The organism is Streptomyces sp. NBC_00683, assembly GCF_036226745.1.
Lineage (GTDB): Bacteria > Actinomycetota > Actinomycetes > Streptomycetales > Streptomycetaceae > Streptomyces.
Window position 1 is genome coordinate 1,526,097 of sequence record NZ_CP109013.1, and the last position, 19,558, is coordinate 1,545,654.

Sequence of the window (19,558 nt, forward strand, 5' to 3'; positions counted from 1 at the left end):
AGGGCGGAGGTCTCCTTCGACGGTGGTCCTGGTGATCCGGGGTCGGTCCCCAAGAGGCCGAGGAACGGGGGCGAGGCCGAGCGGCTCGTCGTCCCACACACCGATGGACACCGGGGCGCCTACCCGATGTCGACGACCCGGGCCCACGCGGGCGGCGAGTCCGGGACGTAGTCGGGATCGTCCTCGTCCCATCCACCGTCGCCCGCGTCCCGCCGGGGGAACAGGCCCACCACCGTCCGGCACGCCGGTTGCGAACTCGGCCAGGGCGTCTGCCCGTCGGTCAGCACGACGATGACGTCCGGCCGGGGCTGTGTCCGCAGTGCCTTCGCAAAACCTGTACGCAGATCCGTGCCGCCACCGCCGACCAGCGGGATCCCCTCGGCACGGCACAGCGGGTGCACGACCCGGGCGGACGCGTCGCAGGGCAGGACGCTGACCAGGTCGCGGCGGCCGCCCACGGCACGGGAGATCGCGGCAACTTCGAGGAGCGCGCTGCCCAGTTCGGCGTCACTGACCGATCCGGAGGTGTCGATGACCACGGAGACCCGGGGCGGCTTGCGCCGGAGACTCGGCAGGACGACGCCGGGCATTCCGGCCGAGCGCCGTGACGGGCGGCCGTAGGTGTAGTCCTCGCCCGCGCCCGCGCCGGACGCTGCCGAGCGGACCGCCGCCCCGAGCAACTCCCGCCACGGCTGGGGCGGGTGGAACGCCTCCTCCGCCCACCGCTGCCACCCCTCCGGGGTGTGCCCCGGACGGCCGGTGATGCCCTGCGCCACCCGGAACCGCACCGCGTCCCGTTCCTGCGCGCTGAGGCCGTACGCGCCGTCCGGCCCCAGGTCCCACTCCCGCTCCAGTCCATCGGCGCCGCTGCCGCAGTCCAGCCAGGCGAGACCCTCCGTGTACGGCCCGAGCCGGAACTGGCGGAGGTAGTCCTCCATGAGCCGGCCCTCGGAGAGTCCCAGGGTCCCCGGCCGGACGGCACCTTCGGGCCGGACCAGCCCGTCACCGAACGCGTCGTCGTTGATCTCGCAGTCGGCGGCGATGTTCATCCGCAGCCGTTCGCCGGGGCCGGTCAGCCCCCGTTCCCGCGCGACCCGGTCGCTGCGCCCGTGGTGGTCGCGCAGCAGGTGCGACACCTCGTGCACCCATACCCCGGCCAGTTCCTCCTCCGAGGTGCGCGCCACGAACGCCGGCGAGACGTAGCAGCGCCAGTACCGGTCGACGGCCATCGTCGGCACCCGCCGCGACTCCACGGTGTGCAGTGCGAACAGCGCGGTCGCCAGGTAGGGGCGGGCCCGGGCGGCGTGCAGCCGGGCGGCGAAGAGCTTGTCGAGGTCCAGAGCCCCCGTTGCCCCCGGAGTCATCGGCGGGCCTTCGTGGCGACCGCTGCCCGGGCCGCGGCCTGGTCCGCGCGCCGGGACATGGACACCACTCCGGCGAGCCGTTCGATCGACGCCGGGACGTCCCAGTTCTCCTGGCGCAGCGAGGCCAGTGTGGTCGCGGGCACCACCACCAGGTCCGGGGCTCCGGTCTCCAGCGCCCGGACGAGGAGCGCCCACGCCGCATCCCAGCGGGACCGGTCCGGGCGGTTGCGGACCGCCGCCACCACACCGTCGAGCACGGCCTGGCGCAGGTCCCCCCGCTCGGGGAGGACGGCACCCGCCGGGTCGGCGAGGAGTTCCTCGGGGTCGGGGAGGTCCATCCGGTCCAGGCTCGCCAGCAGCTCCAGCCCGGGCCCGTCCCCGACCGCACCCCTGACCAGCAGGGACAGTACGTCGCGGGAGGAGCCCGCCGCGGTCGCGAAGGCGATCAGGCACAGGGTCATGTCCCAGCTCCGGGGCGAGGGCCAGGGTCCGCCGCGCCGCGTTTCGCTGCTGGGCAGTTGGTGCACGAGCTTGGGGCGGGCGGCGAGGAGCCCGCACACCGCGCGGCGGGCGAAGTCCACGGCCTCCGAGAGCCTCCCCGGGTCGAGCTGCGGCAGGGTGGCGCGCGGCCATGTGCCGCCGAGGCCGCGCACCACGACCTCGTGGTCGTGATGCCACTGGAGGTGGACGAACCGGTTGGCCAGCGGCGGGCTCAGTTCCCAGCCGTCGGCCGCCGAGGAGCGCGGGTTGGCGGCGGCCACGATGCGGACGCCCGGCGGCAGTTGCAGGGCGCCGATCCGCCGTTCGAGCACGAGGCGGAGCAGGGCGGCCTGAACGGCCGGCGGCGCGGTGGACAGTTCGTCGAGGAACAGCAGCCCCCGGCCGGCCCGTACGAGGCGCACCGCCCAGTCCGGCGGGGCCATCGGGACACCGTTCGCCGCGGGGTCGTCGCCGACGATGGGCAGCCCCGAGAAGTCTGACGGTTCGTGGACGCTGGCGATGACCGTGGTCAGCGGCAGGTCGAGGGACTCGGCGAGTTGGGTGATGGCCGCGGTCTTCCCGATCCCGGGCTCACCCCACAGGAGTACGGGCAGATCGGCTGCCACGGCCAGCGTCAGGGCCTCGAGCTGTTCGTCCGGGCGCGATTCGGTGGTGGTGTCGCGCAGCAGGGCCATCAGACCGTCGGCGACGGCGAGTTGGGAGAGGCGGGCTCGGTCGGAGGGGGTGGCGTTCGTGACGGGCGGCGTGCAAGTGGACATGTGTGATCACCTTTTCGGGTTCGTGGCGGGGTGCGACTGAGGACCGGGGAACGAAGAAGGACAGAAAAAGAACGGCGCAGGGCGCGGGGACGTAGGGTCCCCCGGGTCAGCGGGGGGTCAGGTGGCGCGGGCGCGAGCGGGGGTCGCGGAGCAGGACGTGGTCCGGGCGGTAGCGGACCGGGCCCGGTCCGACGAGGTCCGCCCTGAACAGCCCGTAGGTGATCCGCCGTTGGGCGGCCGCCTCCAGTTCGTCCCGCAGAGCACCGCTGCGCAGCACCGCGCCGGGACCCAGCAGGCCTTCGACGACGGCCAGCGCACCGGCGGTGTCGCCGTGGTCCAGCCGTTCGCGGACGCCGGTGAGGCAGTCCGGATGACGGTGCGCCTCGTCGATGGCCTGAAGGCAGGGAAGCGGGGTACCGGTCAGCGCGACCAGCAGTTCCTCCCGGCGGATCTCGACCGGGTCGTGGTCGAGCGGGGCGAGTACCCCGTCCACCAGGCCGATCCGGTGCCGAGCCCCCCGGCAGTCCACGAGCCGCGGCTGTCCCGCCGCGTGCGGGGTCGGCGACGACCCGGCCGGCACGTGGTCCGGTACGAGTGCCGCGACGACCAGCGGGTGCAGCCGGTCGGCCTCGACCGCGCCGGTACGCAGGAGTTCGAGGTCGGGCAGTACCCAGGTCGCCGCGTCCGGGAGGACCGGCGCCAGGACGCCGCAGTCGGTCGCCTCCGCGATCCGCAGGGAGGGCGGGCCGGGACCGTCCGCGAGAACGTGCAGGTGGAGCCGGTACCGGCTCCCGAGGCGCACGGCGACGGTTCCGGAGGTCCGCCCCTCGGAGTGGAGCAGCACCCCGGCCTCTGCCGCCCAGCGGTCGACGGCGCAGCGGCGCCCCTGCGGCACCAGGTCCAGGCCGTCCGGGTCCACCGCCTGGCCGCCGAGGGGCTGCCTGCCGGCCCCGGAACGGATCCACAGCTCGCCGGTTCTGCGCGCGTCCCACAGGTGGCGGTGCAGGTCGAGGCGGAACCGCCGGTTCGGATGAGGATGCGGATGGCGGCGGGCGCCCGCCCCGGCGTGGGATCCGTCCCACAGGGCGAGGCTCATCCGCTGGCCCGCGTCCGCCCAGGCCGGCGGGGTCCGGACCACGAGGTGCAGCGGGCGTGCGCCGTCGTTCCCCTCAGCCTCGTACCGGGCCAGGGCGATCGTCACGCCCGGTCGCAGCAGACCGTGCGGACCGATCCTCGGCATGTGCCAGCGCAGCAGGTCGGGTGCCAGATGGCGCAGGTCGGCCCGGATCCGGGCGGCGAGTTCCTGACCGTGGAGTCGCGCCACGGACCGTAGGTCGAGATCGACGTCGACGCCTGCGGCGGCGCACGCTCCTGCCCAGTCCCCGGCACGACGGCGGGCGGTCGCAGTCTCGATCATGGAGGGCGGCACGGCGAACTCGCGCACGCGTGGCCAGAAGGACGGTAGGGATTCCCCGTTCGCGGTCTGAGTGAGCATCAGCACTCACCTTGCGCGGACGGGTCCCCCAATCTGTGACTGGAGTATGTCTTCATCGCGGGCAGCCTAGCGCCCTCCCCGCCGGGCTGCCAGAACATTTCCGTCCTCGGCCCGACGCCCGCGCTCCGCGGCGCCCGGCTGCGGGGACACCTCGGTCGAAGTCCGTGCGGGCCTGAGCCGAAGTGCGTACGGGCATCGCCCGAAGTCGTACGGCCATCGGACGGTGGTCCTAGGCCTTCAGCCTGTTACGCCGCATCCGTGTTTTCCCTAGCGTCCTTGCCATGGATACGACAGGAATTCTCGACGAGGCGCTCCAACGACTGCACAGTTCGGGGCCGGAGCGGCTCGGGCGGCTCACCAACCACGCGCCGATGGCCGTCGAGGCCCTGGCCGCGCACGGTCGGTCCGGGTCGGTGCACCGGTGGCTCGACCTGTACGCACCCAAGCTCGAGGAGTTCCCCTCCCGGGTCGAGGCCGTCACGGCCGGCAACTGGCAGTCGGCGCTCGGCGATTCGCGCCGTGCCGCCGACTGGATCGATCACTTCGGCCGCGAGATCGCCGACCGCCCCTGGCGTGACGTGCTCACCGAGTGGTGGCCCCGTCTCCTGCCGGGCATGTACGGCGGTTCGACGCACCCGGTGATCCGGGTCGGCCACGCCGTGCGCACGCTTCTGGTCGCCGAAAACACCGAGGCGGGTGAAGCCGGCGGGGTCACCGGGCCGCGGCTGGCCGAGCTCGCCCACGGCCTCGGCTACTGGGCCGCCCGCTTCCACCCCGTCGCGGGCCTCGCCCTGCTGCCAGGCACGGACACGGCGGCCGCCGCCCTCGACGCGGTGGCCCCGATCGCCGAACGCGACGGCGGCTTCACCGCCAGGCTCGGCCGCTTCACGGGGCTGCCTGTGTGGGCGGCGACGGTCACGGACCCCGACGAGGCGCACGGCCGCCTCACCGAACTCGTGCGCGCCGCCACCCACCGGTACGCCACGCACGGGCACGGCGAGGAGACGATGCTGGTCCACGCGGCGACGGCCCCCAACGCCGTACTGCGTACCCTGCCCGCGCTCCCGCGTGTCCTGTGGGTACCGAGCCTGCGGGCCGCCTGGACGGCTTCTGCCGCGGTGACCGCCATGTATGCGCCCGACGCCCCGGTCGCGTACCGCCCGCCGGGCACCTACACCCCAGAAGAGGTCTTCGAACGGGCCATCGCGCACGGCGACGAACACGTCATCAAGCTGACCGACACGGCTCTCGACGTCGGCGACGAGCGGGCACTGGCGGCGGCCCTGCGCTCCATCGAGCTGAGCGAACCGCTGGTCGGGCCGCGGTGATCCGTCTGCTCAGAAGAAGACCCCGCACCGCAGCAGCACGTTCGCGTAAGGCCTGGCCTCTCCCGTCCGCACCACCAGCCGGGCCTGTGCCGAGAGCGCCTTGAGCTCGTCGTGCGGGACGTGGGTGAGAGCCGGGAGGCGGGTGGTCAGCAGGCGGGCCGCCTCCGGGTTCGCGTCGCGTACCTCCTCCGCGGCCGTCGCGCCTTCCACCACGAGCTCGTCCAGCAGTCCGTCGAGCACGTCGGCGAACGACGGGACTCCGGCCCGGAAGGCCAGGTCGACGACGCGGGGGCCCGGCGGTATCGGCATGCCCGCATCGCAGACCAGCACGCCGTCGCCGTGGCCCAACTCGGCTATGGCTCCCGCGAGATGACGGTTGAGGATGCCCGACTTCTTCACAGCGCGGCGACCTCCTCCGCGGTCGGGAAGGACGCCTGCGCGCCCTGCCCGGTGACAGCCGCCGCTCCCACCCGGACGGCGAACGCGGCAGCTGCCGCGAGCTCCTCGCCGAGGCCGAGGCGCCAGGCCAGCGCGGCCGTGAACGCGTCGCCCGCGCCGGTGGTGTCGACCGCGTCGACCTCGGGGCTCGGTACGCGGACGCAGTCGGCCGTCCGGCCGTCGGCGACCAGCGCGCCCGCCGCGCCCAGCGTGACGACGACCGAGCGCGGGCCGTGCGTGAGCAGGGTCCGCGCCCAGTCCTCCGGTGCGGGGCCCGCCGTGTCGCCGAGGATGCCGAGGATGTACCGCGCCTCGTGCTCGTTGACCACGAGCGGGTCGCAGGCCGTCAGTACGTCCTCGGGCAGGGGCGCGGGCGGGGAGGGGTTGAGGACGAGACGGCTTCCGGGGGCGAGGGAGCGCGCCGTCTCCGCGACCGTTTCCAGGGGGATCTCCAGTTGTACGGAGACGACCCGGGCCGCGCGGAACAGGGCGCCGGCCGCCTTGATGTCCTCGGGGGTCAGCCGTGCGTTGGCCCCCGGGGAGACGACGATGCTGTTGTCGCCCGAGGGGTCGACCGTGATCAGGGCGACCCCCGTGGGCGCCCCGCCGACGAGGACTCCGCCGGTGTCGACCCCCGCGTCCTGCTGCGATTCCAGCAGGAGGCGACCGTGGGCGTCGTCGCCGACCCGGGCCAGCAGTGCCGTACGCGCGCCGAGGCGGGCGGCGGCGACGGCCTGGTTGGCCCCCTTGCCGCCCGGGTGGACAGCGAGGTCGGAGCCGAGCACCGTCTCCCCGGGTGCGGGGCGGCGGTCGACGCCGATGACCAGGTCGGCGTTGGCCGAGCCGACGACCAGGAGGTCGTACCTGACGGGGGCGGATTCCTCGTTCTCGTACATCTGTGGTGCTGCCTTCCTTGGGCCTGCGGGGTCAGGAGAAGTCGGCGACGTTCTGCCGGGTGACGACCTTGACCGGCACCTTCACCGTGCTGTCGACCTTCTTGTCCTCGGCAGCCCTGACCGCGTTCTGAACGGCGATCCTCCCCAGTTCCTTCGGCTGCTGGGCCACGGAGGCGTACAGCGTGCCGGCCTCGACGGCCTTCAGTCCGTCCGGGGTTCCGTCGAAGCCGACGACGGGGACGGACTTCCCTGCCTTGCTGCCGAGGGCCTTGACCGCACCGAGTGCCATCTCGTCGTTCTCGGCGAAGACACCGTTGATCCCGGGGTGGGACTGGAGCAGGTTGGTCATCACGTCCAGCCCCTTGGTGCGGTCGAAGTCGGCGGGCTGCGTGGCCACGACCTTGATGCCCGGGTAGGCCTTGAGGCCCTCGGTGAAGCCCGCACCGCGCTCGCGGCTGGCGGAGGTGCCCGCGGTTCCCTGGAGGACGACGATGCTGCCCTTGCCGCCGAGCTTGTCGGCGAGTGTCCTGGCGGCGAGCTTTCCGCCTGCCACGTTGTCCGAGGCGACGAGGGTCGCGGTCCGTGCCTTGTTGACTCCGCGGTCTGCCGCGACGACCGGGATGTCGGCCGTGTTGGCGCTGCGGACGCCGGGCCCGACCGCGTCGGAGTCCACCGGGTTGACGATGATGGAGTTAACGCCGGAACTGGTGAAGTTCTGCAGCTGGTTGGCCTGCTGCGAGGCGTCGTTCTGGGCGTCGGTGACCGTGAGGTCGACCCCGGCCGCCTTGGCCTCCGCCTGCGCGCCCTCCTTCATCTGCACGAAGAAGGGGTTGTTGAGGGTGGAGAGCGACATGCCCACCTTCGTGGTGCCGCCGGAGGATCCGGAGTTGAAGAAGGTCACCGCGGCGACGACGGCCGCCACGCAGATCACGGCGATGCCGAGCTTCATGGCTCCCTTGCGGCCCGATCCCGGTGATCCGGGTGCCGCCGAGGAACCCGACGCGGACGCGGCGCCCGATCCGGCCTTGCGGCGCAGCGTGTCCAGCAGTACCGCGAGCGCGATGACGACACCGATGACGACCTGCTGCCAGAAGGCGGACACGGACAGGAGGTTGAGGCCGTTGCGCAGCACGGCGAGGATGAGCGCGCCGATCAGGGTGCCGGAAGCCTTGCCGACACCGCCCGCGAGGCTGGCGCCGCCGATGACGACCGCGGCGATCGCGTCGAGTTCGTATCCCTGCGCGGCCTGCGGCTGCGCGGAGACCAGGCGGGAGGCGAGGACGATGCCCGCGACAGCGGCGAAGAGACCGGACAGGGCGTAGATGGCCAGCTTCTGCTTCTTGACGCGCAGGCCCGACAGCCGGGCCGCCTCCTCGTTGCCGCCGATCGCGTACATGGAGCGGCCGATGTAGGTGCGGGCCAGGATGAGTGCGGTGATCAGGCCCATCGCGATCATCACGAGAACGGGGACGGGGAGCCAGCCGCCGAGCGTGTCACCGAGGACCGACACGGAGTCGGGGAAGGCGATCGGACTGCCCTGGGAGATCACCAGGGACAGGCCGCGGGCGACCGAGAGCATGGCCAGCGTCGCAATGAACGGCGGCAGTTTGCCGTACGAGACGAGGGCGCCGTTCACGAAGCCGCAGGCGATGCCGGTGGCGACGGCGAGGATGACCGCCAGCCAGACGGGGACCCCCGCGGAGGTTGCCGACCAGGCGAGGACCGTCGCGGAGAGCGCGGCGACCGAGCCGACGGAGAGGTCGATGCCCGCGGAGACGATGACGAAGGTGACACCGAACGCGAGGATCGCGGTGACGGCGGCCTGCACACCGACGTTGAGCAGGTTCTGGGTGGTGAGGAAGTCGCCGGAGAGCAGCGACATCGCCACCACCAGGACGACCAGGGCGCTGAGGGCGCCGTTGTCGAGCAGGAGGCGCCGGACCGTGTGTCCTGCGGCGCCGCCCGCGCCCGTTGTGCTCTTGAGCGTGTCAGTGGCCACGGGGGCTCTCCTTCTCGTTCTCTGCGTTCGCCGCGTCTTCCGCGGGCGTCGCTATGGGGACGGCGCTGACGGCGAGTGCCATCACGGCGTCCTGGGTGGCTTCGTGGGCGGGGAGTTCACCGGCGATACGGCCCTGGGCCATGACGAGCACCCGGTCGCTCATGCCGAGGACTTCGGGCAGGTCGCTGGAGATCATCAGCACCGCGTGGCCGGAGGCCGTCAGTTCATTGATGAGCTGGTAGATCTCGACCTTGGCGCCGACGTCGATGCCACGGGTCGGCTCGTCGAGGATGAGTACGCGGGTGTCGGCGAGCAGCCACTTGCCGATGACGACCTTCTGCTGGTTGCCGCCGGAGAGTGTGCGGACGTGCTGGCCGAGGCCTGTCATGCGTACGCCGAGCTGTTCGGCGATGCGGGCGGCGGCCGTGCGCTGGCCCTTGAGGTCCACGAGGCCGGACCGGCTCGCCGCGCGCAGGGTGACCAGGCCGAGGTTCTCCTGCACGGAGGCGTCGAGCACCAGGCCCTGGCCCTTGCGGTCCTCGGGGACGAGACCGATCCCGGCCGCCATGGCAGCCGTCACGTCGTGCTTGCCGAGGCGCTCGCCGAGTACGTCGACGCTGCCGCCGTCGTAGGGGTCGGCCCCGAAGACCGCGCGGGCGACTTCGGTGCGGCCAGCGCCGACGAGTCCGGCGAGTCCGACGACCTCACCGGCCTTCACCTCGAAGCTGATGTCGTGGAAGACCCCGTCGCGGGTGAGTCCGCGTACGGACAGCAACGGCTGTCCCGTTTCGGGGCGTTCACGGGGGTACTGCTGGTCGATGCTGCGGCCCACCATCAGCTGGACGAGCTCGTCCTCCGGGGTCGAGGCCGGCACCTGGTCGATGCTGCGGCCGTCGCGCAGGACGGTGACGCGGTCGCCGAGCGCCGCGATCTCGTCGAGGTGATGGGTGATGAAGACGACGCCGACCCCGTCCGCGCGCAGCTGCCGCACGATCCGAAAGAGCTTGTCGACCTCCTCGGAGGTGAGCACGGCGGTCGGTTCGTCCATGATCAGTACGCGTGCGTCCAGGCTGAGCGCCTTGGCGATCTCGACCATCTGCAGCCGGGCGATGCCCAGTTCGCGCACCTTGGCCCTCGGCGAGATGTGCAGGCCGACGCGGCGCAGGAGCACCTCGGCGTCGGCCTCCATGCGGCGCCTGTCGATCATCGCGAAGCGGCGCGGCTGGCGGCCGAGGAAGATGTTCTCGGCGACCGTCAGATCGGGTACCAGGTTGAACTCCTGGTAGATCGTGGCGATCCCGAGCTTCTCGGCGTCCTGCGCGCCGTGGATGCGGACCTCCTTCCCGCGGGCGAAGATCCGGCCGCTGTCCGGGCGGTAGGCACCGGACAGCATCTTGATGAGGGTGCTCTTGCCTGCCCCGTTCTCGCCGAGCAGGACGTGCACTTCGCCGCTGCGCAGGTCGAAGTCGACGCTGTCCAGGGCGACCACGCCGGGGAAGGTCTTGCGTACGCCTTCGATGCGCAGCAACTCGACTGACTCGCTCACAAGTCGCTCCTCCGGTCCGAGAGGTTCGGGGTGGGCTCGCCGCAGGAGCTGCGTACGACGAGGCGGGCGGGCAGGGTGACGGACTGCGGGGGGCGGCCCTCGACGATGTCGACCAGCGCGCGCACGGCGGCGCGGCCGAGGTCGCCGGTCGGCTGGGCGATCGCGGTGATCGGCGGTCCGGTGTGGACGAACCACGGGATGTCGTCGAAGGCGGCGAGCCCGATGTCCTCGGGGACCCGCAGTCCGTGTGCACGGATTGCGTCCAGCGCGCCGAGAGCCATCAGGTTGTCGGCGGCGAAGACGATCTCGGGCGGTTCGGGGAGCGCGAGGAACTGCTCGGTGGCGCGCCGGCCGCTGTCGGCCTGGAAGTCGCCCTGGCCGATGTACGCGTCGGGCAGCGCCAGTCCGTGCGTGCGCATCGCCTCCCGGAAGGCCTCGACGCGCTCGTTCCCGGTGGTCGTGGCTGCGGGGCCGGCGATGATGGCGAGCCTGCGGTGGCCGAGTCCGTACAGGTGGGCGACCAGGTCCTGGATCGCCCGGTGCCCGTCGGCGCGCACGACGGGGACATCGACGCCGGGCATCCAGCGGTCCACGAAGACCATCGGGGTACCGGTCCGCGCGACGTCCAGCAGCAGCGGGGAGTCGCCGTCGGCCGGTGAGACGAGGAGGCCGTCGATCCTGCGGTCCAGGAGCGTACGGACATGGTGGTCCTGCTGCTCGGGCCGCTCGTCGGCGTTGCCGATGATCACGCTGTACCCGAGCGCGCGGGCCTCCTCCTCCACGGAGCGGGCCAGGGCGGTGAAGTACGGATTGAGCACGTCACTGATGACCAGGCCGAGCGTCCGCGTCTGATCGGTGCGCAGCGAGCGGGCCACGGCGTTGGGCCGGTAGCCGAGGGCGTCGACGGCGGCGAGAACGCGTCTGCGCGCGTCCGGGCTGACCGAGGGATGGCTGTTGAGGACGCGGGAGACCGTGGCGACAGAGACTCCTGCCTGGGCCGCGACATCCTTGATGCTCGCCATTTCCGGACCACCTCCTTGTGGTTCCGAGGGCCTCGAAACCAGCGGACCAGGGGTCGTGGAATCGATTACATGGACGATTGGAATCGATTACATGACTGAAAACAACCCCCCGAGTGGCGTCCGAGACCGGATCGTGATGGGGAGGGTCCGCGCGTGGCGTGCGGCGGGGTGGGTGGACCGGCGGTGTCGGCGGACAGGGCCGGCGCAGCCCCCGGAGGCACGGCGCACAAGGGACCGGATACGTAAAAGACCCCAGGTGATCTGGGGTCTTTTGGTCTCTCGTCTGCTGCGGGGTTGCCGGACTACCTCTCGCCGGCCTTGCTGTCGGGACGGACGATGACGACCGGGCAGTTGGCATGCAGGGCGCACTGCTGACTCACCGAGCCGAGGAGCAGGCTGGCGAAGCCGCCCCGGCCCCGGCTGCCCACGACCAGTACTTCTGCCCCGTCCGCCGCACCGATCAGCACCTCCACCGGGTTCCCGTGGGTGAGGTGCTCCCGAACCTCTGCGGATGGTACGTCGCCGAGAACCTCCTGGATCTCGGCGGTGAATCGACGCGCGGCGAACTCCTTGTCGAATTCGGTGTCCACAGGGGGTGCCGACCATCCCTGTACCCCCGGCAGCTCCCACGCGCAGATCGCGTCCACCACGCCTTCGATCAGGCCGGCGTGACGTACCGCCCAGCGAAGTGCCGCGTGCGACGACGGCGACCCGTCGACGCCGACCACAACACGGGGTGCCGAGTCGTTGCTGCCCATTTCTGTCACCTCTCTCCGGTACCCCCGCATTCCACGTTGCGCGCGCCACGGACAGTCCGCCAGCCGGGTCCCACGACGTGGCGAACCCGGGTCGGCCCGGGGATCAGTGATCCCGCAGAGTCAGCCGACACGATTCCCCCGGTTCGAGGGTGACCGCACGGTCGGGGATCTCGAGGGAAATCGGCGCGCAGTCGGAGGGAGGGACGCTGACGTCGAGCCGTCCGGGCCGCATGCGCAGCCGTACGCCCCAGTGGCCCCGATAACGCAGCGCAAAACTGTATTCGCTGAGTCCGGGGAGGGGCACAGGGTCCAGTCGCAGTGCCCCGGACCTTGTTTCGAGACCGGTCAGGCCGCGTTGGACCAGGTCGAGGGTGCCGGCCATGGCGCCGAGGTGGATCCCTTCTCCGGTGGTCCCGCCCTGCAGATCGGCGATGTCTCCCTCGATGGCTTCCCGGCAGAACGTCCACGCATCGGCTCGCCGTGCGCGTGCGAGCACCCAGCCGTGGACCAGTCCGCTCAGCGTGGAGCCGTGGCTGGTGCGCTGGAGGTAGTAATCGACGGTGCGGCGCCAGATCTGCTCGTCGAGATCGTGCCCGAGCCGGTGGAACAGGTCCCGGAGCTCGTCGGGCCGGAAGAGGTAGCCGAGCATCAGCACATCGGCCTGCTTCGACGCCTGATAGCGGTTGACCGTGTCGCCCTCAGCTTCGAGGATCCGGTCGAGGCGTCGGATGTTCCCGTGACGGGACCGGTAGCCCTCCCAGTCCAGTTCCGCGAGGTCGCCGTATCCGTCGAACTGACTGATGACACCGGCGTGGAAAGGGACCCGGAGCTTGCGGGAGACGTCCTCCCAGCGGTCCAGTTCACCGGACTCCAGCCCGGTCCGTTCGAACAGCTCCCGGCGGCGCGGCTCGGGAAGGGCGCGCAGGACGTCGAGGGTGCGAGCGAGTACCCAGGCCGCCGTGACATTGGTGTACGCGTTGTCGTCGAGCCCCGGTTCCTTCGCGCCCGGGTAGGCGTCGTGGTACTCGTCCGGGCCGACGACACCGCGGATCCTGTAGCGGCCCAGACTGTCGTCGTGGACGGCGGACGACGCCCAGAACCGGGCGATCTGGAGGAGCATCTCCGCGCCCTTGGTGTGCAGGAACTCGGTGTCCCCGCTGGCCTCGCAGTACTGCCACACGTTGTACGCGACGGCGGAGCCGACATGGTGCTGGAGCCGGGAGTGGTCGGGCAGCCATCGCCCCGAGTGCGGGTTGAGATGCAGTTGCTGGGTCTCCTCACGACCGTCGCTGCCGCTCTGCCACGGATAGAGCGCGCCCTTGCGCCCGATGGCGCGGGCGGCGCTGCGTGCCTGTTCGAGCCGACGGTGGCGATAGCTCAGGAGAGCCTGTGAGACTTCCGGGAAATGCAGGTTGAGATACGGCAGGACGAACAGCTCGTCCCAGAAGACATGACCGCGGTAGGCCTCACCGTGCAGCCCTCGGGCCGGGACGCCGACGTCCAGGTCCGCGGTGTGCGGGGAGAGTGTCTGCAGCACGTGGAAGAGGTGGAGCCGCAGGATGCGGCCGGTGTCACCGGCCACGTCCAGTTGCGCTTCGCGCCAGAGCTCCCGCCAGGCTGTCCGATGCGACGTGAGCAGTGCGTCGAAGCCGGGGGCACTTCCCACGCGGTCGACCGCGGCCCGGAGCGGATCACCGATCGCCGGGTCCCGGGAAGTGTGCAGGGCCACGGTCTTGTCGACGGTCGTTCGACGGCCCTGCAGCAGTGGGAGTGTCAGGAGTTGCGCGGCGCGCAGTTCGGTGTGGCCGTCGGAGGTCTGCGTGATGGGCCCGTTCACCGTGGTGCGTGCCGCCATGCCGATATGGATGTCGGAGGTGCTGGTGCGGCAGCGCAGCCACACGGTGTCCGCGGCGGCACTGCCGGTGCTGACATGGGCCAGATGGTTGCCGTTCAGCTGCCGGTAGCGCTCCACTCCGGCGTTCGTCACGCCACCGTCGATCGCGGCCTCGACCTGGAGGTCGCCGGACCAGTTCTCAGCGGTGAACTCGGTGCGCAGGGCGGCCAGATGGGGATGTGCCATGTGGACCAGGCGCAGTTGCCGCACGTGCGTCCTGCGCCCCTCGCCGTCCTCGTACCGCACATGCCGCTCCAGGGTCCCGGAACGCAGGTCCAGGGAGAGGCGGTGGTCGAGGAGCGTCGCCGTGTCCGGTGCGAGCCACGGTACGGGGTCGTCACCGGCGGCCGAACGGAATTGCAGCGGGAGCCAGTTGGGCAGATTGACCAGGTCCTCGTTCTCGACGCGCCGCCCGGCCACCTCGGAAGTGAGGCGGTTGTAGCAGCCCGCCACGTAGGTGCCTGGGTAGTGCACGGAATCCGCCGCGCATTCCGGGGCGGCTCCGCGCGTGGCGAAATAGCCGTTTCCCAGGGTGCACAAGGATTCCCTGAGCCGCTCGGCGTCAGGATCGTAGCCCTCGTACGTCCACGTCCAGTCCGGCATCGTCAGTCCTTCCCGTCCGCGCGGTCGTCGAGCAGCTCGGCCAGGTCGTGGACCACCAGGTCCGCGCCGTGCCGGAGCAGTGCTGCGCCGGTGTCCGGCCCCGCGGCGCGGTCCACGCCGACCACCAGGCCGAATCCGCCGCGTCGGCCCGCCTCCACCCCGGCCAGGGCGTCCTCGACCACCGCGGTACGGGCTACGGGTGCACCGAGCCGGCGGGCGGCCTCCAGGAACAGCGCCGGGTCGGGCTTGCCGGCCAGCCCGAGGCGTGCGGCTTCGCCGCCGTCGACGAGCGCGTCGAAGAGATCCAGCACCCCGGCTCCCACGAGCAGCTCACCGGCGTGCCGGGAAGCGGAGGCAGCGGCAAGAGGAACCCCCGCTCGGCGCAGCACGTGCAGCAGCGTCACCGTTCCCGGGTAGGCGTCGATGCCGCCCTCCCGCAAGCGCTCGGTGAAGAGCCGTTCCTTGGCCGCGGCGACGGATCGCACGGTGGCGTCGGGCAGCCGCAGTCCGCGTGAGGCGAGGAACCCGGCGGCGCCGTCCAGCCGCGACCTGCCGTCCACGTACCGCAGATAGTCCGTGCCCGTGTCGAAAGGGCGCCTCAGCTCAGGATCCGCGGGCGGGTGTTCCCGCAGACACGCGTCGAAGGCCCTCTTCCACGCGGCGGCGTGCACCCGCGCGGAGTCGGTGATCACTCCGTCGGTGTCGAAGACCACTGCCTCCGAGGCCCGCAGGGCGGCAATCATCGCTCACACCACCTTTCGGCCGGCTGATCGGAGAGCCGGCCCCACTGCCACCGTCCCATCGTGCGCGGCGCGGCGACGATAGGCCCTTCGGCCCTCGGCCGGGACGTTCGGTCCACCCGTTCACCCGTCGCGCAGGCCGGCCCTGTCCCCCGACCGGGCGCATGGCTCCCGGGTCCTCCGACGTGGCTCCGGCGGTCGTATGGATCGGGGTGATTTATGGTGACTCAAGGAATACGCCCCTACCGGAGGTGCAATGAAGCGCACCGCCGCAGCGATCGTCTCTCTGGCCGTCAGCGGGGCGCTGATCGTGGCGACACCGGCTTGCGACGAAGGCGGGTCGGAGTCGTCGGGCGCCCAGTACGGCGACTGCAAGGTCTCGGGACGTTACGGGGAGTTCCAGCTGTCGCCCGTGACGGCGGGCGCCCTCACGGTCAAAACGACTCTGCCCGCGCCCGGCTGGTGGAACGGCTCGACGCCGGACTCCGTCAAGAGCGGCTACGAGTACTGCATGGCCGCCAACATCGCCCACCGGGCAGGACTCGACCGGGTGAAAGTGGAGAACGCGCCCTTCCCGGAGGTCGTGTCCGGCCGGACCAAGGATTTCGACCTGGCCCTGGCGCAGATCACGATCACCCCGGAACGGAGCAAGGTCGCCGCGTTCTCCCCGCCCTACCTCTCGTCGACCCTGGGAGTGCTGATCAGGGACGGGGAGAAGATCAACGAGGACAACATCCGCGACGTCCGCATCGGAGTGGCCGAGGGCACCACGGGTGAGGAGTTCGTCAGGGACCGCCTCAAGCCGGCCAAGCCCCTCTCCGTCTTCGCCAACGATCCGGAGATGGTCACGGCGCTGGAGGAGGACCGGATCGACGCGGTCGTCCACGACACGACGATCCTGCTGGCGTACCCCCAGAAGCGGAAGGGAAGGGTGCGACTCGTGGGCCAGTACAGGACCGACCAGGGTTACGGCGCCCTGTACCCGAAGGGGTCAGCCGAGAAGGACGAGCTGGACCGGATCATCAGGCAGCTGATCGACGACGGGACGCTCGCCAAACTGTCGGCCGTCTACCTCGGGGCCGCTTTCAACCAGGACCCGGCCAAGATCCCGTACTTCACGGCCGACGGCTCCTGAACGCTCCGGGCACGCGCACGCCGGCCCGGTTCTCCGTCCCGCTTCACAGGTCCGCCATCAGGAGACCGCTCAGGTCACCGGCGGCTCCGGCGTCGAGCGCCTGTTCAGCCCAGATGATCTTGCCCCGGTCGGTGTACCGGGTCCCCCAGCGACGGGACAACTGCGCGACGAGGAACAGACCACGGCCTCCCTCGTCGGTGATGGCCGCGCGACGCAGGTGCGGGGAGGTGCTGGTGCCGTCGCTGACCTCGCAGATCAGGCTGTCGCGGTCACGCAGCAGCCGCAGGCTGATGGGGCTTTCTCCGTACCGGATGGCGTTCGTCACCAGTTCGCTGAGGATCAGCTCGGTCGTGAAGGTGGCGTCGCCGAGCCCCCAGGCTTCCAGCTTGCGGGTGGTCTCGGTGCGGATCCGGGAGACGGCTGCGGGGTCGGCGGGAACCTCCCACTCCCCGACCTGCTCCGGGTCGAGCAGTCGAGTGCGCGCGACGAGCAGAGCGACGTCGTCACTCGGCCTGGCGAGCAGCATCTCGCCGAGCACCGCCCGGCAGGTTTCGTCCGGGGTGGCGCCGTCCGTACCGGCGAGCGCCTCCCTCAGCATGCCGAGCCCGGTGTCGATGTCACGGCCCCGGGCCTCGACCAGGCCATCGGTGTAGAGGACCAGCCGGCTGTCGGCGGCCAGCAGGAGTTCGGCGGTCTCGACCGGCAGACCTCCTCCCACACCGAGTGGCGGGGAGACGGGGATGTCGGGGAAGGTCACGGAGCCGTCCGGCGAGACCAGCGCCGGACCGGGATGACCGGCCCGGGCGAGAACGCACCGCCCCGAGACCGGGTCGTAGACCGCATACAGGCAGGTGGCACCGGTGATGGCCTCGGTGTTGCCTTCGGTCGTCGCATCCTGGTCGATACGGGTAATAAGGTCGTCCAGGTGTGCGAGAAGCTCGTCCGGAGGCAGGTCCAGGGCAGCAAAGTTGTGCACCGCGGTCCTCAGGCGGCCCATCGTCGCGGCGGCGTGCAGGCCGTGTCCGACGACGTCGCCGACCACCAGGGCCACCCGGGCACCGGGCAGCGGGATGACGTCGTACCAGTCGCCGCCCACTCCCGCCCGGGCGGGCAGGTACCGGTGCCCGACCTCCAGGGCGGACAGCTCGGGGAACACTCCGGGCAGCAGGCTGCGCTGGAGGGTGACGGCCGTGGTGTGCTCGCGGGTGTAGCGGCGTGCGTTGTCGATGCACACGGCCGCCCGGGCGGTGAGTTCCTCGGCGGGGGACAGGTCGTCCGGCCCGAAGGGGTCCTGCTCCGAACGCCAGAACTCCACGACCCCCAGCAGCTGGCCTCGGGCCTGCAGCGGCACCGAGATCATGGAGTGGATACCGAATTCGATGGCTCTCCGGGCCCGCTCCGGGTCCTGGGCCCGCCATGCGTCGGTCGTCGCGAGGTGCTCCACGAGGACCGGCCGGCCGGTGGCCATACCGAGGGCCACAGGGTTGCCGGGCACGTAGTCGATACGCGTCCCGACGGGGTCGAGGGGCGCGTCGTCCCGGATGCCCGCAACTGCGGCGCGGCACATTTCCATACTCGCCCCCGTCGGTTCACCACCGCGCAGCACGGGTTCCAACAGCTCGATGGTGGCGAAGTCGGCGAAGCGCGGGACCGCCACCTCGGTGAGCTCCTCGGCGGTGCGCTTCACGTCGAGGGTGGTGCCGATCCGTGTGCTGGCCTCGTAGATCAGTTGCAGGCGCCCGCCCGCCACGTCCGCCCGGCCCGCGAGGGCGCGCAGCTCCGTGGTGTCCCGCAGGGTGGCCACGCTGCCCCCCTTCGGGCCCACCGGCCGCACGTTGACCGCGAGCAGGATGTCCCCGGCCAGGAAGACCTTGTCCGTGGCCGCCCTGCCCGATCCCAGCAGCCCGGCCAGGGCCGGGCTCAGCCCCAGTGCGGTGACCGCCATGCCCTCGGTCTTCGGCGGCAGGGCGAGCAGCCGGCGCGCCTCGTCGTTGACCAGCTGCAGCCGTCCCTCACCGTCCAGAATGATCACGCCTTCACGGACCGCGTGCAGCACCGCGTCGTGGTGCTCGTACATGCGGGTCATCTCCACCGGCCCCAGGCCTCCGGTCTGGCGCCGCAAACGCCTGCTGACCAGTGCCGATCCGCCCGCGGCCAGCAACAGGGCGACACCGCCCGCTGCGAGGATCACCGGCAGCTGGTGCTCCACCACACTGGTCACCTTGTCCACCGTGACCCCCACGGTGACGAGGCCGACCGCGACACCGTTCGTGTCGAAGACGGCCACCGTCGAGTCGACCGCCTTCCCCAGGCTGCTGTCGAAGGTGGTCTGGTGGGGCTCGCCTTCGAGCGCCTGGCCGTAGGAGGTGGAGACGTGCTTCCCGATCTGGTCCGGATCCGGGTGGGTCCACCGGAAGCCGTAGGGGCTCAGCGCCACGACGTAGTCGACGCCGGTCTTCATCCGCAACGCCTCGGCATGTGGCTGGAGCGCCGCCGTCGGGTCATCGCTCTTCATCGCCGCGGCGGTGCCTGGGGCGTTCGCGAACGACTCGGCCGCCACCAGTGACCGGTCGCCGGCCTCCTGGATCGCGCGGTTGCGGTCCTGGATCACGAGCGCCACCACGGCCGTGGCGATGAGCAGCAGGACGACCCCCAGCTGCAGCAGGAAGACCTGAGTGGCGACGCTGCGCGGCCTCAGCGACGACAGCAACCTGCGGCCGGCCGAACGGTGACGGGCCTCCGGGCCGGGTTCCGGCGGCCCGGCCGTCGGCGGCACACGGTCGCGCCGTCGGCCCGCCGGCCCGTATCGCCCAAGTTTGCCCATTTTCCAAGTATCCGTGACCTGCCCGTCCGGCGCGGCTCAGGACGGGCCGTGCCATTGCCGACCGGATACGTCAGGAACGACAAAAAACCGGTGAGTCATATGACTCACCGGTAATTCGCATCTGGTGTCCGAGGGGGGACTTGAACCCCCACGCCCGATAAAGGGCACTAGCACCTCAAGCTAGCGCGTCTGCCATTCCGCCACCCGGACAAGGTGTCTGTCGTTCACGGCGTGTTCCCCGTGGCGACAAAGAAAAC

At 71.3% G+C, this 19,558-nt stretch carries 14 protein-coding genes and 1 tRNA gene; 2 read left to right on the forward strand and 13 right to left on the reverse strand.

Annotated features, from left to right (window positions below):
• Nucleotides 1-119 precede the first annotated feature (119 nt).
• From OG257_RS06805 to OG257_RS06815, 3 genes are all read right to left on the reverse strand, one after another.
• Entirely contained in the window at nt 120-1,364 is a 1,245-nt protein-coding gene (locus OG257_RS06805) for a vWA domain-containing protein (protein WP_329205651.1), read from the reverse strand.
• Entirely contained in the window at nt 1,361-2,623 is a 1,263-nt protein-coding gene (locus OG257_RS06810; protein WP_329205653.1) for an AAA family ATPase, read from the reverse strand. Before OG257_RS06810 ends, OG257_RS06805 begins: the two co-directional genes overlap by 4 nt.
• Before the next feature lie 106 nt (nt 2,624-2,729).
• Nucleotides 2,730-4,118 (reverse strand): hypothetical protein, encoded by a 1,389-nt coding sequence (locus tag OG257_RS06815; protein WP_329205655.1) that lies wholly within the window; start codon nt 4,116-4,118, stop codon nt 2,730-2,732.
• A gap of 281 nt (nt 4,119-4,399) precedes the next feature.
• On the opposite strand from OG257_RS06815, the gene OG257_RS06820 reads away from it, so the two are divergent.
• Nucleotides 4,400-5,446: a questin oxidase family protein gene (locus tag OG257_RS06820; RefSeq protein ID WP_329205657.1), complete on the forward strand. Its 1,047-nt coding sequence runs from the start codon at nt 4,400-4,402 to the stop codon at nt 5,444-5,446.
• 9 nt (nt 5,447-5,455) lie between these two features.
• On the opposite strand, the gene rbsD is transcribed toward OG257_RS06820, so the two are convergent.
• The 8 genes from rbsD to OG257_RS06860 form a co-directional block, all read right to left on the reverse strand.
• On the reverse strand, nt 5,456-5,845 hold the full coding sequence (gene rbsD / locus OG257_RS06825) for a D-ribose pyranase (RefSeq protein ID WP_329205659.1): 390 nt from the start codon (nt 5,843-5,845) through the stop codon (nt 5,456-5,458).
• Complete coding sequence (locus tag OG257_RS06830; protein WP_329205661.1) at nt 5,842-6,780, reverse strand: ribokinase; 939 nt, start codon at nt 6,778-6,780, stop codon at nt 5,842-5,844. The genes rbsD and OG257_RS06830 overlap by 4 nt, the downstream gene beginning before the upstream one ends.
• 31 nt (nt 6,781-6,811) lie before the next feature.
• Nucleotides 6,812-8,779, reverse strand: a complete 1,968-nt coding sequence (locus OG257_RS06835) for an ABC transporter permease/substrate-binding protein (protein WP_329205662.1) — start codon at nt 8,777-8,779, stop codon at nt 6,812-6,814.
• The gene (locus OG257_RS06840; protein ID WP_329205663.1) at nt 8,769-10,325 is read right to left on the reverse strand and encodes a sugar ABC transporter ATP-binding protein; all 1,557 of its coding nucleotides are present in this window, start codon (nt 10,323-10,325) and stop codon (nt 8,769-8,771) included. The genes OG257_RS06835 and OG257_RS06840 overlap by 11 nt, the downstream gene beginning before the upstream one ends.
• Nucleotides 10,322-11,347 (reverse strand): LacI family DNA-binding transcriptional regulator, encoded by a 1,026-nt coding sequence (locus OG257_RS06845; RefSeq protein WP_329205665.1) that lies wholly within the window; start codon nt 11,345-11,347, stop codon nt 10,322-10,324. The genes OG257_RS06840 and OG257_RS06845 overlap by 4 nt, the downstream gene beginning before the upstream one ends.
• Nucleotides 11,348-11,649: 302 nt before the next feature.
• Nucleotides 11,650-12,105, reverse strand: coding sequence for a universal stress protein (locus OG257_RS06850; RefSeq protein ID WP_329205666.1), 456 nt, complete (start codon nt 12,103-12,105; stop codon nt 11,650-11,652).
• A 103-nt stretch (nt 12,106-12,208) separates the two neighbouring features.
• Complete coding sequence (locus OG257_RS06855) at nt 12,209-14,602, reverse strand: glycoside hydrolase family 65 protein (RefSeq protein ID WP_329205668.1); 2,394 nt, start codon at nt 14,600-14,602, stop codon at nt 12,209-12,211.
• 2 nt (nt 14,603-14,604) lie between these two features.
• Nucleotides 14,605-15,345, reverse strand: a complete 741-nt coding sequence (locus tag OG257_RS06860; protein WP_329205670.1) for an HAD family hydrolase — start codon at nt 15,343-15,345, stop codon at nt 14,605-14,607.
• A 253-nt stretch (nt 15,346-15,598) separates the two neighbouring features.
• Here OG257_RS06860 and OG257_RS06865 point away from each other — a divergent pair, with 253 nt between their 5' ends.
• Nucleotides 15,599-16,477 (forward strand): ABC transporter substrate-binding protein, encoded by an 879-nt coding sequence (locus OG257_RS06865; RefSeq protein ID WP_329205672.1) that lies wholly within the window; start codon nt 15,599-15,601, stop codon nt 16,475-16,477.
• A 43-nt stretch (nt 16,478-16,520) separates the two neighbouring features.
• On the opposite strand, the gene OG257_RS06870 is transcribed toward OG257_RS06865, so the two are convergent.
• Nucleotides 16,521-19,301: a SpoIIE family protein phosphatase gene (locus OG257_RS06870; protein ID WP_329205674.1), complete on the reverse strand. Its 2,781-nt coding sequence runs from the start codon at nt 19,299-19,301 to the stop codon at nt 16,521-16,523.
• A 122-nt stretch (nt 19,302-19,423) separates the two neighbouring features.
• Nucleotides 19,424-19,511: transfer RNA gene (locus OG257_RS06875), tRNA-Leu, on the reverse strand.
• Nucleotides 19,512-19,558: the final 47 nt, after the last annotated feature.

Bases quoted from the DNA above. Each gene is read 5' to 3' on its own strand.
- OG257_RS06805 (WP_329205651.1), bottom strand. From the start codon at position 1,364: ATGACTCCGGGGGCAACGGGGGCTCTGGACCTCGACAAGCTCTTCGCC.
- OG257_RS06810 (WP_329205653.1), bottom strand. From the start codon at position 2,623: ATGTCCACTTGCACGCCGCCCGTCACGAACGCCACCCCCTCCGACCGA.
- OG257_RS06815 (WP_329205655.1), bottom strand. From the start codon at position 4,118: ATGCTCACTCAGACCGCGAACGGGGAATCCCTACCGTCCTTCTGGCCA.
- OG257_RS06820 (WP_329205657.1), top strand. From the start codon at position 4,400: ATGGATACGACAGGAATTCTCGACGAGGCGCTCCAACGACTGCACAGT.
- OG257_RS06830 (WP_329205661.1), bottom strand. From the start codon at position 6,780: ATGTACGAGAACGAGGAATCCGCCCCCGTCAGGTACGACCTCCTGGTC.
- OG257_RS06845 (WP_329205665.1), bottom strand. From the start codon at position 11,347: ATGGCGAGCATCAAGGATGTCGCGGCCCAGGCAGGAGTCTCTGTCGCC.
- OG257_RS06850 (WP_329205666.1), bottom strand. From the start codon at position 12,105: ATGGGCAGCAACGACTCGGCACCCCGTGTTGTGGTCGGCGTCGACGGG.
- OG257_RS06855 (WP_329205668.1), bottom strand. From the start codon at position 14,602: ATGCCGGACTGGACGTGGACGTACGAGGGCTACGATCCTGACGCCGAG.
- OG257_RS06860 (WP_329205670.1), bottom strand. From the start codon at position 15,345: ATGATTGCCGCCCTGCGGGCCTCGGAGGCAGTGGTCTTCGACACCGAC.
- OG257_RS06865 (WP_329205672.1), top strand. From the start codon at position 15,599: ATGAAGCGCACCGCCGCAGCGATCGTCTCTCTGGCCGTCAGCGGGGCG.
- OG257_RS06870 (WP_329205674.1), bottom strand. From the start codon at position 19,301: ATGGGCAAACTTGGGCGATACGGGCCGGCGGGCCGACGGCGCGACCGT.